Origin of the sequence: Ensifer sp. ENS03 (assembly GCF_014852035.1) — a bacterium.
Classification (GTDB): domain Bacteria; phylum Pseudomonadota; class Alphaproteobacteria; order Rhizobiales; family Rhizobiaceae; genus Ensifer; species Ensifer adhaerens.
In genome coordinates, this window is the sequence record NZ_JACVAV010000014.1 from 1 (window position 1) to 15,584 (window position 15,584).

Below are 15,584 nucleotides of genomic sequence, written 5' to 3' on the forward strand. Positions count from 1 at the left end.
GCGGCTGCGCCAGCGATTGCGGCGTCCATGGCCACGATCATGCCGGCGCCTGGACGTCGAAACTGCCGATCGCCGACCTTAAGGGTTTCTTCGGCGCGCTTGGATGCTCCTGCTGGGCGGTGTGACGGCACGCAAACCATGCATGAACACCAAAACGGGCAGCTCGGTCGCTGCCCGATTTGGTGTTTGGCTGGCTGGAGCACATGCAACGCAAGCTTCTGCTGTTGCGAAAAATGCAATTAAATAGCAAATATTGATGCAATTGTTGGTGGGGAACTTCCAGGTCAATATCGCTCTATCAGACGAACCACATAGCCGGTTTCAGAGACGGCGACGATTACAGGAGCTAAAATGATCCATCACCCGACCTCTTCAATCCGTGGGCTTTTTGCAGAAGTCATTGCGGCTCCCGCCATGCGGACCGCGGCGCTGCTTGCCCTTTGCGCCGCCTACATTCAGGGGCCGTTTGCCAAGATCTTCGACTTTGATGGCGCGATCGCCGAGATGGCACATTTCGGTCTTCATCCGCCGGCGTTCTTCGCGGTCGCTGTCATCGGCTTTGAGCTTGCGGCTTCGGCCATGGTGGTGTCAGGCGTCCTGCGTTGGGCTGGCGCGCTGTCACTCGCGGGCTTCACACTTCTTGCAACCTTCATTGCCCTTCGCTTCTGGGAAATGACACCTGGCATGGATCGCCTGATGGCCGGCAATGCCTTCTTCGAGCATCTCGGCCTCGCCGGTGCATTCGTCATTGTCGCCGCAATCGATCTGACAAAAGGAGATCGCAAATGAGCGACAAAAAATCTGTCGGCGGAAGCTTTGCTCCCCTGGCTCAACCGGTATTCGCGGTCCTTTGGGCGGCCACAGTCCTGGGCAATACCGGCAGTTTCATGCGTGACGTTGCCAGCTCCTGGCTCATGACTGACCTGTCTGCTTCACCTGCCGCAGTCGCGATGGTGCAGGCGGCGGGAACCTTGCCTATTTTCCTGCTCGCCATCCCGGCCGGTGTGCTCACCGACATCCTCGACCGGCGCAAGTTCCTGATTGCTGTTCAGATCTTGCTTGCGTCCGTCAGTATCAGTTTGATGGTTCTGGCGCAGACCGGAATGCTCTCCGTCAGCGCACTGATTGGTCTGACCTTCCTCGGCGGCATCGGTGCGGCACTGATGGGGCCGACCTGGCAGGCGATCGTTCCAGAACTGGTCAAGCGAGAAGACGTCAAAAGCGCCGTGGCGCTGAACTCACTCGGGATCAATATCGCACGATCGATCGGCCCCGCGGCAGGCGGACTTTTGCTTGCCGCGTTTGGCGCAGGCGTCACTTATGGTGCCGACGTGGCCAGCTACATCATCGTCATCGCCGCGCTTCTCTGGTGGCCACGGGCAAAAAGCGCCAACGATGCGTTGTCTGAAAACTTCTTTGGCGCATTCCGTGCCGGTCTCCGCTACACCCGCGCCAGTCGTCCACTGCATGTCGTCCTGCTGCGTGCCGCGATCTTTTTTGCCTTTGCGAGCGCGGTCTGGGCACTTTTGCCGCTGGTCGCCCGCCAACTCCTGGGTGGGGACGCAAGCTTCTACGGCATTCTGCTCGGCGCTGTCGGTGCCGGTGCGATCGCAGGAGCATTGGTCATGCCGAAGCTGCGTGACCGGCTGAGCGCCGATGGACTGTTGCTCGGGGCGGCCGTTGTCACCGCGATCGTCATGGCCGTACTTTCGCTTTCCCTCCCGAAGTGGGTTGCCATCATCGCCCTTCTGTTCCTCGGTGGCGCATGGATCACCGCGCTGACAACCCTCAATGGCGCAGCACAGGCCGTTCTCCCCAACTGGGTGCGTGGTCGCGGTCTCGCGGTCTACCTCACCGTTTTCAACGGGGCGATGACCGCCGGCAGCCTTGGCTGGGGTGCAGTTGGCGAAGCAGCGGGTATCCAGGGGACGCTGCTGATCGGCGCTGCCGGACTGCTTGCCGCCGGCTTCATCATGCACCGACTGAAGCTGCCAGCCGGCGATGTGGATTTGGTGCCTTCGAACCATTGGCCGGAACCGCTTGTTGCCGAACCTGTCGCTCATGACCGTGGTCCCGTCCTGATCCTGATCGAGTACCAGGTCGAAAAACATCACCGCCGCGCCTTCCTCCATGCGCTCGACACGCTCTCCCAGGAACGTCGCCGCGATGGTGCCTATGGCTGGGGCGTGACCGAAGACTCCGCTGACCCGGAAAAGATGGTTGAGTGGTTCATGGTGGAATCCTGGGCGGAACACCTTCGCCAGCATCAGCGGGTTTCCAACGCCGACGCAGACTTGCAGGGCAAGGTTCTGACCTATCACAAAGGCCCGGAGAAGCCAGTGGTTCGACACTTCCTGAGCATCAATCGGCCTGGTCAGGCCTGATGTGACGACATCGGGGAGGGGAGCGCAATGCTCCCCTCGTGTTCGTGGGGAACCGTTTGGTTCGGAGCGGCCGCCGCAAGACCCCTTGCTCAAAACCTCAGCCCACCTGTTCTGCGGCGCAACCGCACCGTCAAAGGTTTGAGCCGGCTTCCGTCGAGGGCATAGATCACGTCTAGCGCCTCTCGCACTGAGTTGCCGTAGGTGCCGCCTTGCGCCGCCCCGGCGCGGACCCTGAACTTGCCCTTCATGAATTCTGGCGTGTCGAATGACTTGGACGAACCGGTCACCCGAGCCGCCTCGTCTCCAATCTCCTTCTCGGTCGCCACCGGCACATCACGCATGAGCGCTCTGTGGTGGAAGCCAATCAACGGATGAAGAAGGAACGGAAGGCGGCGTTTCCACATACGTTCGTGGCATGTCTGTCATTGTTAAAAAGACTTGGTTAGGGACCAGGTCCCTTTTCTCGGTAGAGGCCGGTGCCGCCGGTTGCCGTCTTCTATCTCTTTTGGACAGACAGCGCCAAACAGGCGAGACACCATCGTCACGCCGAGGAGGAAAGGACAGCCGTTGCGAGTACCTCAAGGCGTATTCCGCTGGAGAGAAGATCGACTACGACGGTGGCACGAACCGGATAAGGTGCAGTAAAGAACTCCCGGTAAATCCTATTCATGCCGCCTGCATCCGCCTTATCCGTGAGATAGGCCTGGATCTGCACAACATCGGCAAGTGTTCCGCCGGCCGCTTCGAGCGCCTGTTGGAGGTTCAGGAACACCTGGCGTGCCTGTGTCTCGATGTCACCGGTAATGGGTTCGCCCGTCGTCGGATTCTTTGCAATATGCGCGGATCGCACGATGCGGCCTGCCTTGACCGTAGCGCTCAAAGGCGCCTTTGACGAAGCGATACCGGTTTCGACTTTCTCAAACATGATCGGCCACTTTAAGCTCTGTTGCCGAGAACGGCGTGGGCAAGGATTTCGATGCGAAGGCCTTCGGCCAAAAGCTCCTTTACCACCACGGTCGCACGCACCGGATAGGGCTCCTTGAAGAACTCGGCGTAGACCTTGTTCATTCCTGGTGCGTCCGATCTTTCAGTGAGGAAAACCTGAACCTGCACGACATCGGCCAGCGTGCCGCCCGCAGCACGGATCGCGATGTCGAGATTTCCAAGCGTTCGGCGCGTCTGGGTTTCGATGTCACCTGTGACGAGGTCGCCATTCACCGGGTCTTCGGAAATATGGACCGACCAGACGAGATTGCCGGCGCGCACGACCTCGCTGACTGGCGCGTCTGAGGGGTCTGATCCGGTATCGATGGCTTCAAACATTTTGTTCTCCAAGAAAGTAAGGCTGCTCATTCGGGCCGCGCGTCGAAGCGGGTCACGAATTTCGTGTTGAGATAGCCGTCAAAGGTTTCAGTCCCACCTTCGGTACCATAGCCGCTGTCCTTGATGCCACCGAAAGGCGTTTCGGGTAGCGCCAGGCCGAAGTGATTGATGCTGACCATCCCGGCGGCAAGCGCTTTTGCGGCGTGCTGGGCTTGACTGCTGGAGGCGGTGAACACGTAGGACGCAAGGCCGAAAGGAAGGCTGTTGGCGCGCCGCATCACGTCGTCAAAACCAGAAAAAGGCGTGACGACCGCAATGGGTCCAAAGGGCTCCTCGTTCATCAGCCGCAACGCGTCGGAACCACCGGCAACCACCGTCGGCGCATAGAAAAAGCCGGCGTCGCCGATGCGACTGCCGCCGGTCACGATCTCCGCTCCCCGTTCGCGGGCATCCTGTACGAAGCCTTCCATAGCCGTGACCCGGCGGGCGTGGCAGAGCGGACCCATCTGCACTCCTTCGGCAAAGCCATAGCCAACCTTCGTGGCGGCCACCTTGTCGGCGAAGCGCGCTAGGAAACGGTCATACGCTCCTGTTTGAACGTAGAAGCGGGTCGGCGAAACGCAGACCTGTCCGGCATTGCGGACCTTTTGCGCGGCAAGCGCGTCGGCAGATGCTTCAACGTCGGCATCGTCGAAGACGATAGCCGGAGCGTGGCCGCCAAGCTCCATCGTGGAGCGCTTCATATGGCGGCCTGCGAGCGAAGCAAGCAGCTTGCCGACTTCGACGGACCCCGTAAACGAGATCTTCTTCACCTCGGGCGCCGAAAGCAGCGTTTCGGAAATATGCGAAGACGATCCCCAGACGATATTGAGGCAACCGTCCGGCAGACCCGCCTCCTGCATAAGCCGGCCGATCGCGACCGTGGAGGAGGGCGATTCCGCCGGCCCTTTGAGGATTATCGTGCAGCCGCTTGCCAAGGCTGCCACGACCTTGCGCAGTGCCTGGCTAAACGGGAAATTCCAAGGGGTAAATGCGATGCAGACGCCGACGGGTTCGCGCGTGACCGCCTGCTGTACACGTGGATCTCGCGAAGGGATAAGGCGACCATAGATGCGCCGCGCTTCCTCCGCATGCCAATCGGCATGGTCGGCGGCAAATCGGATCTCACCGATTGCTTCCGTCAGCGGTTTGCCCTGGTCAAGCACCATGTTGCGGCCGACCTCCTCGGCGTGCGTGCGAGCAAGATCGGCGAAGCGCCGCAGGATCTGCCCGCGGTCGAGCGGTGAGCGATCCTTCCAGCTTCCGAACGCCCGCTGCGCGGAGGCGACGGCCGCCGCTAGGTCGGCGTCGGTGGCGCAGGGCAAATAGCCGATGACCGCTCCGCTTGCCGGGTCGATGACCGCGTCCTGCCGCTCCGTCTCATAGGTCCAGCGGCCGTCAATCAGCATGCCAAGCTGCCCATAGGAATGCGGCCGGGTGGTCGACATGGCGATCTCCGGCCTCACGCGACGTAGCCCCGGCTGCGCGCCCACGAAAGGGTGTCGTCGAGGGCAAGCTGCATGCGGGCCATGAGATCGTCGATCTGCTTCTCGTTGATGATCATGGCCGGGCACAGGCTCACCATGTCGCCAAGACCACGAGTAAGGACGCCGCGCTCGGTTGCGAACTTGCCGGCATGGTTGGCGACCTGCCAGGCCGGTGGAAAGTTCTCCTTCGTCACCTTGTCCTTGACGAACTCGAGGCCAGCGACAAGGCCGACACCGCGGGCTTCACCGATCAGCGGATGGTCTCCGAGCTTGGCGATGCCTTCTTGGAAGCGCACACTGACGGCGCGGACATGAGAGACGATGTCGGTTTCCTGATAGATCGTCAGGGCCTCCAGCGCGACAGCCGCCGCGACCGGATGACCGCCATAAGTATAACCATGCGAAAATGTGCCGATCTTGCGGCTCTGGTCGACGAGCACATTCGCGATCTTCTCGTTGATCATCAGCGCCGAGATCGGCATGTAGGCGGCCGAAAGCTGCTTGGCGCAACTGATCATGTCGGGCTTCATCCCGTAGGTTTCTGACCCGAACATGTTTCCGGTGCGCCCGAAACCACAGATAACTTCGTCGGCCACCAAAAGGATGTCGTACTTTTTCAGAACCGTCTGGAGCTTCTCGAAATAGGTCTTTGGCGGCGTGATCACTCCACCGGATACCATGACCGGTTCAGCGAAGAAGGCGGCCACCGTTTCCGGGCCTTCCTCAAGGATCATCTGTTCGAGGTTGCCGACTAGCCTGGTTGCGAAGTCTTCCTCGCTCTCTCCGGGTTCAGCAAACCGCCAGTAATGCGGGCAGTCCGTGTGCAGAATATTGGCGATCGGCAGATCGAAGTCGCGATGGTTGAACGGAAGGCCGGTGAGGCTTGCGGTCGCGACCGTCACACCGTGATAGGCCTTGCGGCGCGAAATGATCTTCTTCTTCTCAGGCCGTCCGACCGCGTTGTTGTAGTACCAGACCAGCTTGATCGCCGTGTCGTTCGCTTCGGAACCGGAACCGGCAAGGAAGACCTTCGACATGGGTACCGGCGCCATTTCGAGCAGCTTCTCTGCAAGGCGGATACCCGGTTCCGTCGATTTGTGGGCGAAGGAATGATAGAAGGGCATTGTCTTTAACTGGCGCGTCGCCGCTTCCACCAATCGCGGCTCGCTGAAGCCGAGCCCGGCGCAGAAGAGGCCGGCAAGACCTTCGATGTAACGCTTTCCCTGATCATCGACGACGTAGATCCCTTCGCCACCGGTAATGACATGCGGCCCCACCTCCTGGTGAACCGCAAGGTTGGTGTAGGGATGGATAAGGCTTTGCCGATCCAGGGCGTGAAGGGAGTTGGGACGGTCGTTCATGGCAGGCTCCAGGCTATGCTTGATTGCGCTTTGCGATTGTCAGGCGATGACGTGCACATCTTCGCTGCGCCAGGTGACGTGGCACTCGGAAGCACCGTCAAGCCTTCGTGCATCGACGCCGGGCACGCGCATGCGGATCGCTTGCGCGCCGAGTTTGCCGATGACCAGCAGGTTGTCACCATAGTTGATAGTGCTGTCGATCTTCATCGCCTGACGGCTTGGATCCGCTCCGTCGGCGAGGCGGATCATCTCCGGGCGCAACAGCAATTCAGCTTTGCTGTTGCGGTCACTGCCTGCGGCTTTGGTGTCGACGACGCCGACTGGCGTCTCGTAGCGGCCATCGCCAAGCGAGGAAGCGGCGAGGATGTTGCTGTCGCCGATGAAGGAGGCGACGAAGCGGGTCTTCGGCGCGAAGTAGATCTCGTTTGGGGTGCCGACCTGTTCGATGCGCCCCTCGTTGAAGACGGCGATCCGGTCCGACATTGTCATGGCTTCCGACTGGTCGTGGGTGACGTAGACCATGGTGACGCCGAGGTCGCGGTGGATGCGCTTCAACTCCACCTGCATGTGCTCGCGAAGCGCCTTGTCGAGCGCGCCGAGCGGTTCGTCGAGCAGAATGATGTCGGGCTCAAAGACGAGTGCGCGGGCAAGGGCCACACGCTGTTGCTGTCCGCCGGATAGTTCCGAGGGAATGCGCTTCTCGAAGCCCTGGAGGCCGACCTTCGCCAGTGCCTCCCGCGACCGCCGTTCTTTCTCGGCCTTTTCCACGCCGCGCATGCGCAGGGGAAAGGCGACGTTGTCGGCGATCGTCATGTGCGGGAAGAGGGCGTAGTTCTGGAAGACCATGCCGATATTGCGCTTGTGCGGCGGCAGCTTGTCGATGGCGCGTTCGCCGAGGCGGATTTCTCCGCTCGTCGGATGCTGGAAGCCGGCAATCATCATCAGCGTCGTGGTCTTGCCGGAGCCGGAGGGGCCAAGGAAGGAGACGAACTCGCCAGCCTTGATGTCGAGCGACACGTTGTCGGCCGCCATATGCTTGCCGTCGTAGCTCTTGTTGACGTTGCGGAGTGTGAGAGAACGGGCGTTCATGGCTGTGCTCCTTGATCAGGATGCCGCCGCAGCGGTGTTGGTGGCGCCGTTTTCGAGCGGCTGACGTGTGGTCCCGGACCGGCGACGCACAAATTGCGGCGCAAGCCAGACGCAGACGCCAGCCAGAACGAGGAGAAACAGGAAAGAGGATGCTGCCGAGATGGTCGGGTCTGCCTCCTGGCGGACGGCGTTGAACATCTGGCGCGGCAAGGTCGCCCTGTCGCGGCCGGAGATAAACAGCGCGATCACCGCTTCGTCGAAGGAAGCGATAAAGGCAAAGAGGCCGGCTACGGTGAAGGCGGGACGCAGGATTGGGAAGGTCACCAACCGGAATGTCGTGAAGGGCGACGCGCCGAGGTTCATGGCAGCCCGCTCGACGGACCGGTCGAACCCTTTGAGTGCCGCCGTCAGGATCAGGGTCGCCATCGGCATGGCGATGCAGCTATGGGCAAGGATGACGCCAAGGTAGCTCTGCACGAGGCGAAGTTGACCGAAGTACATGTAGTAGCCGAGCGCCATGACGATGGTCGGCACGATCATTGGCAGCATGATCAGGAGATTGAACAATTCACGGCCGAGGAAGATATGCCGCACCAGTGCGAAGGACGCGGGGATGGCAAGGCAGAGCGTCACCAGTACCGTTCCAAGACCGATGATGACGCTGTTGATGAGCGGCTCAGTCCAGTTGGGGTCCGAGAAGAAGTTGATGTAGTTGGCAAGCGTGTAGCCGGGCGGCGGGAAGGTTAGCGACGCAGCCGAGCTGAACGACATTGGGATGACGATGAACATCGGTGCAGCGACAAAAAAAGCGATGAGGAGCGCAAGCGCGCGAACGAACGGGTTCATCGGCCACCTCCTGCCCATAGCCGGTCAAGTCCGAAGAAGCGGTTGTAGAGCGCGTAAACTGCGAGCGTCAGACCGAGCAACACGATCGAGATTGCCGAGCCAAGCCCGAAGTCGAGTGTCTGTTCGATCTGGTCGCCGATGATACCTGCGATCATCTGGTCGCGCGGGCTGCCGAGCAGCACGGGCATCACATAGAAGCCGAGGCAGGAGATGAAGACGAGCGTGCAACCGTTGACGATGCCCGGTGCCGAAAGCGGCAGATAGACTGCGAGGAAGGCACGAAGCGGGCTCGCGCCGAGGCTTTCCGCAGCGCGAACATAGAGAGGATCGATGCGCTTCATGACCGAGAACAGCGACATGGTCATGAAAGGAATGAGCGCGTGGGTCATGGCAAGCGTTGCGCTGAACGTGGTGAAGAGTAGCTTCGGCGCAGGATCGAAGCCGAGCCAGGTAAGGAGTGCCGTGACCGGCCCCTGGTTGCCGAGAATGACCATCCAGGCATAGGTGCGCACGAGATAGCTCGTCCAGAAAGAAAGGGCGACCACGGTCAGGAGAAAGGTGGCGAAGCGTTTGGATCCGTTGGCGGCAGCATAGGCGAGCGGATAGGCGAAGAGGAGCGCAAGAGCGGTGACCAGGAAGGCGGTCCTGAACGTCTGATAGAGCACGGACGCAAACAGGCTCGAATGCAGAAGCCGTGCGAAGTTCTGCAGGCCGACCACCGGCTGCGAGATGCTCATCCAGCCGACATAGGCAAGCGGCACCAGGAAGAATACCGCAAGGAAGACCGCTGCCGGGGCCATCAGCGGTATCGGCCCCTCCGCAATGGGCGAAAACGATCTCTGTTTCATGTCAATGCTCCCTCAGTACCCTGATCGGTAAACCCCGATCTTCATGCCCGTGGCGTCGGGACGCCCCCGTGGCAATGCACCTGTCTTAAGATCCTCCCGGTTCCGTTTCTCACGGAACCGGGAGGCTTGCATCAAAGACCGACCCAGCTTTCGAACCGGCTGCTCAACTCGTCGATCTGTGCCGTCAGCTTGGCGCCATCAAGCATGACGGCGCGGGCGAGGTGATCGGGATAAGTCGGCATGGTCTTGGCCACCTCAGCTGGGATGAAATCGAACGATTTCGGGTTCATCGGGCCATTTTGGTCGGCGATGCAGAACTTCGCGAGGCCTTCGGCATTCTGGCCGATATGGCTGATCAGCTTGAAGCCGTTTTCGGCACGCGGGCTATCCTTGGCGACGATCCAGCACGCCTGATCGACGATCGCCTGGTCCCAGACGATCTCGATCGGCTCTTTCGAAGCCTTCTTCGCGCCGGCGGCATCGCTGTCCCAAAGGCCGGCCATGTCGACCTCGCCGTCGGTCAGGATCTGGCGGGCCTGCGGGCCTGCCGTCCACCAGACACGCACGTTGTCCTTGACCTTGTCGAGCGATGCGAAGGCGCGGTCGAGATCATACGGGAACAGCTGGTCGGGGGAAACGCCGTCGGCGAGCAACGCGATGGCGAGAACGCGGGCGGCGTGGCGCTGCAGGCTGCGGTTGCCCGGGAATTTCTCGACGTTGAAGAAGTCGGCCCAGTTCTTCAAACCATCCGGGTACTTCGTCTTGTTGAACGCGAGCTGCGTGGCAAAGCCGTGGGTCGAGAGGCCGTTCTCATAGATGGCGCCCTGCCAAAGTTTGGACGCATCGACATGGTCTCCGAGCGTTTCCAAGAGGCCGGCTGCATTCGCACGGGCGACGTCGGCCACGCCCAGTGTCGTGACGTCGAATTCGAAGACGCCGGTCGTCTTTTGCGCAGCAAGCTTGGCGAACGAGATCGGCGAGACCGTGCGGATCTCGATGCCGGTGTCGGCCGTGAACGGATCGAAGAGGAACTTCTTGACGGAAACTTCCCAGTCGCCACCCCAGGTGTTGACATAAAGTACATTGTCCGCAGCACTTGCGCGGCGCACGAGGGGTGAGGCAAGCATGGCGGCCCCAAAAAGGCCAGCACCGAGCACTGCGCGTCGCGACATCGGTATTACCGACGCTTTCTTGAACGTGTCCATTCGTTGTTCTCCTTAGTCGAACGGTCGTTGATTGCTGTTCCCCGTGGCCGCTCGCGAGCCTGGCGGCGGCCCTTCTTTCGTTGGAATTTCGTTTCCCTAATCGGTCAGTCGGCGCGGAAGACCTCACCGTAAAGACGCAGCCAGTTGCCTCTGAGGATCTTGTTCGCCTCTTCCTGATTGAAACCGACCCGAAGGAGCGCCGGCGCCACGTCCTGAAGGTTTTCCGGTTTGAGTAGCCATTCCGGCTTCGGCACCGCACCAGGCGTGGCCGCCGAACCCGCGCCGTACTGAACGGATCGTGTCCAGCGGCCCTTTCGCATCCAGTCGTAGTCACGCTGGGTGTGGTTGTGGGAAATGTCGGTGCCGATACCAACATGGTCGATGCCGGCGATATCGACCGTTCGCGCCACCATCTCGCACCAGCCGTCGACCGTGGCGCAGGCGCTGGCGGGCGTGATGTTGCGGTAGGCTACGCAACCGATCACACCACCGCGGGCGGCAAGCGCCTTGATTACGCGGTCGGACTTGTTGCGCTTGTGCTCAAAGAGCGAGGCGGCGTTGGCATGAGTGATGGCCACGGGCTTTTGCGACCATTCGATCGCGTCCAGCGTCGTCATGTCGCCGACATGCGACAGATCGACCAGTATGCCGACCCGGTTCATTTCGCGCACGACGTCCCGGCCGAACCGGGCCAGGCCGCTGTCATTTTCCTCGTAGCAGGACCCACCGAGTTCGTTCTGGTTGTTGTAGGTGAGCTGGACAACGCGCACACCAAGTTCGGCAAAGAACTCCACATAGGCGATGCGGTCTTCGAAGAGATTGGAGTTCTGATAGCCGAGCACGACAGCGAGCTTTCCTTCCTGCTCGGCGCGCTCGATATCGGCGGCGGTGCGGGCGATCAGGATGATGTCGGCGTTCTCACGCTCCATGTCGCGCCAGCGGGCAAGGGAATCGAGCGATTCCATTGTCCCCTCCCAGAAGCCGAGCGTCGGGGTGACGGCGCTGTAGCCGCCGCGTTTCAGGGCCTGGAAGGACGAGCGGTCAAAGTGGCCGCATTGCAGAGCATCGATGATCATGGTTATTCCATTCAGTGTTCGCCGGAAGCAGCGCTCTTGGGCGCGCCGGCCAGAAGCAGGGAAAAATCGGTCTCGTCTTCGTCCTGGCGGCCGACGACCTTGCCGTCGGCCTCGACGATGATCGGGCCGGCATGGCGACGCGAAAGATAGCTGTCGGGCGCCAGGGCTTCCGCCGAGCGATGGTAGAGTTCCCACCAAGTCGCGGCGTCGACGGCAACGCCATTGCGGCGGATCTTGTCGAGAAGGGCGATTTCATCGGGATCAGGCGCTTGTGTGACGGCGATAGCCGCGCGGTCGACGTCGACGGCGACTGTTGCCTTCAGGTTGAAGCGCTGCGCCAGTGCCTCGACGACTTTGAGTTCGCCGATGTCTTTGGCGTTACGCACGGTGACAACGCCGCTGCCGCCTGTCTTCATGTTTTCGACCGCGAGCTCGAGCGCGGCATCGGCGGCGAGCCAGGCATGCTGGCCGCCGCAGTCGATGACGGGGTCGCCCGATACGTCGAGTGACAGGGCCTTTGGGGTGGCCTTGCTGATCGTCTCGAGCGTTGCGGTGAGACGCGAAAAGCCGCCAAGACCGAGGGCCGCAGAGTAGACGGCACAATCCCTAAGGGCCGGGACGAGGCCGCTTTCGATGCGCGTGACCTGGAGGAGACGCTCGAACACCATGCGCATCTCGCGCAGGCTCACAGTCATCGAGTTCGAAAGGTTGGACTGGCAGGTGCTCACAGGCTTGGCTCCGCAGGATAAAACCACAGCGCGTCGGCGTTTCCAGAAGCAATGTCTTCGGGAAGAGGCGCGCCATGAAACAGGACGCCGCGCAGGTTGCGGTCGAGGAAGTCGCGTGTCTTGTCGATGCCGTGAATGCCGACATTGAGAAGGCGGGTGATATGGGCTGGCGTAAACGAGCCGCTCATGATGTCGGCGTGCGGCGAATGCAGGCTGGTGCCGGCAAGCGCCTGGACGCGGGTGACGATGGCGCGGTGCTGCGGATGGGCGAACAGGAAGCGCGCCGTGCTGAGGTTGGGGTCAACCGCAGAAAGGTCGTGGTCCAGCGCCACCACGAGACGGGGCAGGTCGAGGCCGAGATTGACGACATCGTGACCGACCTCCGTTGCAAGGCCGCGACGCGGTTCTTCCGCGGTCACTGACTTGTACCAGACGTAGCGCTCGCCGGCGGGCACCTCGAGATTAAGATTGAACGCCCATGCATAGTCATTGCGAACCAGGTCGCGCAGCCGGTGGACCGGCATCTCCGGGCGCCCCGTCAATTCCTCATCGATGACCAGGCCCCCGACCAGGGCGTCGGCTTCATCGGGCACGAGTTCGATCAGCAGCGAATGAAGGGTTTCCATCGCCTCCGCGTGCACGCGGCCCTCAAGCGAGGCCGCAAGCTCTGCGAAGGGCTCTACCTCGAAGCGGTTGCCCGCCTGCCAGCGTTGCAGAAGGTCGGCGACAGCGCGCCGGATGGTTTGCAGCTCTTCAGCAAGCACATCGGAGCGCGTGAAGTTCTCGTAGGCCGCGCGGTCCTGGCTGCGGAAAGTGATCGCCTTGTCGACGAGGGCAAGCAGCTTGGCAATCTCAGAACCTTCTACGTCGGGAAGAACCGCCTTGGCTCGTGCAATGGCCTCTTCGCGAATGAAGAGCCAGCGTTCGATCAGCCGCGGATGATTGTTTACGAAAAGCATCAGGCCTAGTGCCGAGCCATTGCCGACGCCGAGGAAGCGGCGAAGATCCTTGGCCATGTCGGGTGCCTGCGGCGAGCCGAGGCGGACAAGATGCTGCAGCAGGTCCTGGGCAAAGACGCGCATCATGTAGGCGCACAGCATTTGCGCGGCGAGCGACCAGCGCAGGGGGTGATCTTTTTCAAAGGCAAGGAATGTCTTGGTTCCAAACGTGCCGTTGCCGTCGAGACCTGTGTTGCGCATGAGGTAGCAGGTCTGCGCCAGCTCAGCGACGTCCGGCTGCCTTCCTGACGCAAGCGCCTGGCGTGCACTCTCGAAGAAGCGACCGCTTCGGTTGGAGCGGCACCAAATGAGCGTGCCGGCTGTGGCGCGTCCCTCATAGAGCTTGGGAAGTTCAGCGCGCGTCGTCTCGAAATCGGCCCGGCTCATATCGCCTTCGACCAGCGCGCCCATCATGTCCCAGGCCCGGCCAATGATGCGGCCGGTGCGGCCGTGGGGTGAGGGCTCAAAGGAATAGACGGGAAAGCTGAAGCGCCATCCGCCAATATCGATGCGGTATTCAGCGACACCGTTGCCCTTCTCATCGATCTCGAAGCGCTTGCACTGGATTTGCCAGCGACCGCGGATTGCCTGGCTGAGCAATCCGCGCGATGCGCTGACACGCGACGGCTGGATCGCGGCCAGGCGTTCGGGCGCCATCATTTCTCCGGCTGAACGCATTAGCCGCGCGATGCGGTGGGTGTCCGATTCCGGAGCAGGATTTCTAAGGGCAGTCATTTATTGGTCTCCTCGCATGCGTCCAGAGCTCGCCGCCGCTGCCGCGACGACGATCCCAGCGCATTTTTCAGTGTCAAAACCTTGGAACGGGCCCGAAAGGGCCAGTGCTCCAATGCACTCGCCCTGCGCATCCAGGATCGGGGCGGCCACAGCCGAGACAGTGCGCGGGCCCTCGACTTCGGAAATTGCGTATCCCTGCTGGCGAACCAGCGTCATCATCTCGTCATCGGGCAGGCTCACGCCCTGCACCCGAAGGCGCTCGATGATTTCCGGGCGTGCATGCGAAGCGAGGACGCGGCCAAATGCCGTGCGATCGAGTCTCAGATGCGCACCAACCTTGAGGTCGGCCCGAAGAACACCGCGCGATTCCACCCGGCGAACGATGACCGCATCCTTGCCATCGAGGACAGCAAGCGAAGCCGTTTCACCGCTCTGCGTCACCATTTCCTCGAGAACCCCCGCAAAGCGCGCGCCGAGATTGGACTGCTCCAACGCCATCGCTGCGTGACTGACGACCCGCAGCGTCAGCCGGTAGCGACCGTCCTGCGTCTGCTCGATCCAGCCCGCTTCGACCAGCGTGACGAGGCGCTGGTGGGCAGCGCCTCGGGCTTCTCCGAGCTGCTTGGCGACCTCGGCCAGCCGCATCGGTTCCGCGGCGGCCGCGACACAGTCGAATGCAGCAAGTGTCTTCAGCACGGATGAAAGGGGGCGGACTGCCATTCGAAATTTCTTCCTTTTTCCTACTGTCCAACATTAGAAGACGTTGTATATTTATGTTGGACGATATGTTGATAACTGTCAACTTGGGAATCGTGTGGCTGGGTGAAAAAATATCTGCGCCCGAGCGCGCTCGCGGCTGACCAGGCGCTAACAGTTTGAATGTGGCAACATCTTCGGCGAACCCACGCAATGCACCGCTCGTTGCTGGGCCGGGAATTGGGGCTGGCTTGTAGGCGGACCACTTCTCATAGACATCTGGACCGGTACCCACATTGGCAAGGCAAAGGCCACCCGAACCACCAGGTAAACTTCTGCGGCCGGTTGCGCCGCTTCCGCTGGAGCGAACTCAAAACTGGCTAGGACATTGGGGCAAGGTCAATCGTCGATGATCGGTCGTGAGTGCCGGGTGCCGGCGGCATTTGGGGTGCGCCTTTTGACGCGATCACAAAAGCGGCTCCGTGATGAAAAGGGATCCACCGCAAAGTAGAAGGGATCGACGTCCCCTCAGCAGTTCTATTGAGCAGCGGCCCAGCTCGAACTGCGGACAGAAGCAAGCTCGGCGAGGGATCGGCCTATAGGGACTGACGCAAAACCTTCGTCAGGGACGTCGGCCCCCTATGGATGATTAAGCCTCCGCGACGGGCGGAGGCTTAATCAAGGTGCGCGTTCGATAAATGGAGGAATTGCGCGGCAATAAGACCAGCACGAATCTCATTTTTAACGTGTGCTTTGTGGTTGCGCAATT

Annotated in this window: 15 protein-coding genes; 2 read left to right on the forward strand and 13 right to left on the reverse strand. The window is 61.2% G+C overall.

Annotation, left to right across the window (positions count from 1 at the left end):
* Positions 1 to 351: 351 nt before the first annotated feature.
* Positions 352 to 789: a DoxX family protein gene (locus IB263_RS30685; protein WP_192439450.1), complete on the forward strand. Its 438-nt coding sequence runs from the start codon at positions 352 to 354 to the stop codon at positions 787 to 789.
* Entirely contained in the window at positions 786 to 2,384 is a 1,599-nt protein-coding gene (locus IB263_RS30690) for an MFS transporter (RefSeq protein WP_192439451.1), read from the forward strand. Before IB263_RS30685 ends, IB263_RS30690 begins: the two co-directional genes overlap by 4 nt.
* A gap of 89 nt (positions 2,385 to 2,473) precedes the next feature.
* On the opposite strand, the gene IB263_RS30695 is transcribed toward IB263_RS30690, so the two are convergent.
* From IB263_RS30695 to IB263_RS30755, 13 genes are all read right to left on the reverse strand, one after another.
* Positions 2,474 to 2,725: a hypothetical protein gene (locus IB263_RS30695; RefSeq protein WP_234798841.1), complete on the reverse strand. Its 252-nt coding sequence runs from the start codon at positions 2,723 to 2,725 to the stop codon at positions 2,474 to 2,476.
* Positions 2,726 to 2,925: 200 nt separating this feature from the next.
* A complete protein-coding gene (locus IB263_RS30700) occupies positions 2,926 to 3,309 on the reverse strand; it encodes a RidA family protein (RefSeq protein ID WP_029742663.1) in 384 nt (127 codons plus the stop codon).
* Positions 3,310 to 3,320: 11 nt separating this feature from the next.
* Positions 3,321 to 3,707 (reverse strand): RidA family protein, encoded by a 387-nt coding sequence (locus IB263_RS30705; protein ID WP_029742662.1) that lies wholly within the window; start codon positions 3,705 to 3,707, stop codon positions 3,321 to 3,323.
* Positions 3,708 to 3,733: 26 nt separating this feature from the next.
* Positions 3,734 to 5,194, reverse strand: a complete 1,461-nt coding sequence (locus IB263_RS30710) for an NAD-dependent succinate-semialdehyde dehydrogenase (protein ID WP_192439452.1) — start codon at positions 5,192 to 5,194, stop codon at positions 3,734 to 3,736.
* A gap of 14 nt (positions 5,195 to 5,208) precedes the next feature.
* Positions 5,209 to 6,594 carry an aspartate aminotransferase family protein gene (locus IB263_RS30715; protein WP_029742660.1) on the reverse strand — a complete coding sequence of 462 codons (1,386 nt, stop codon included), beginning with the start codon at positions 6,592 to 6,594 and terminating at the stop codon, positions 5,209 to 5,211.
* Positions 6,595 to 6,633: 39 nt separating this feature from the next.
* Positions 6,634 to 7,683, reverse strand: coding sequence for an ABC transporter ATP-binding protein (locus tag IB263_RS30720; RefSeq protein WP_029742659.1), 1,050 nt, complete (start codon positions 7,681 to 7,683; stop codon positions 6,634 to 6,636).
* A gap of 15 nt (positions 7,684 to 7,698) precedes the next feature.
* Complete coding sequence (locus IB263_RS30725; RefSeq protein WP_029742658.1) at positions 7,699 to 8,529, reverse strand: ABC transporter permease; 831 nt, start codon at positions 8,527 to 8,529, stop codon at positions 7,699 to 7,701.
* Positions 8,526 to 9,377, reverse strand: a complete 852-nt coding sequence (locus IB263_RS30730; RefSeq protein WP_029742657.1) for an ABC transporter permease — start codon at positions 9,375 to 9,377, stop codon at positions 8,526 to 8,528. Before IB263_RS30730 ends, IB263_RS30725 begins: the two co-directional genes overlap by 4 nt.
* Before the next feature lie 131 nt (positions 9,378 to 9,508).
* Positions 9,509 to 10,582, reverse strand: a complete 1,074-nt coding sequence (locus IB263_RS30735) for an extracellular solute-binding protein (RefSeq protein WP_029742656.1) — start codon at positions 10,580 to 10,582, stop codon at positions 9,509 to 9,511.
* A 104-nt stretch (positions 10,583 to 10,686) separates the two neighbouring features.
* A complete protein-coding gene (locus IB263_RS30740; RefSeq protein ID WP_029742654.1) occupies positions 10,687 to 11,658 on the reverse strand; it encodes a membrane dipeptidase in 972 nt (323 codons plus the stop codon).
* A gap of 11 nt (positions 11,659 to 11,669) precedes the next feature.
* Positions 11,670 to 12,386, reverse strand: coding sequence for a hypothetical protein (locus IB263_RS30745; protein WP_029742653.1), 717 nt, complete (start codon positions 12,384 to 12,386; stop codon positions 11,670 to 11,672).
* Positions 12,383 to 14,119: a hypothetical protein gene (locus IB263_RS30750; protein ID WP_029742652.1), complete on the reverse strand. Its 1,737-nt coding sequence runs from the start codon at positions 14,117 to 14,119 to the stop codon at positions 12,383 to 12,385. The genes IB263_RS30745 and IB263_RS30750 overlap by 4 nt, the downstream gene beginning before the upstream one ends.
* A complete protein-coding gene (locus tag IB263_RS30755; protein WP_029742651.1) occupies positions 14,120 to 14,839 on the reverse strand; it encodes an IclR family transcriptional regulator in 720 nt (239 codons plus the stop codon).
* Positions 14,840 to 15,584: the final 745 nt, after the last annotated feature.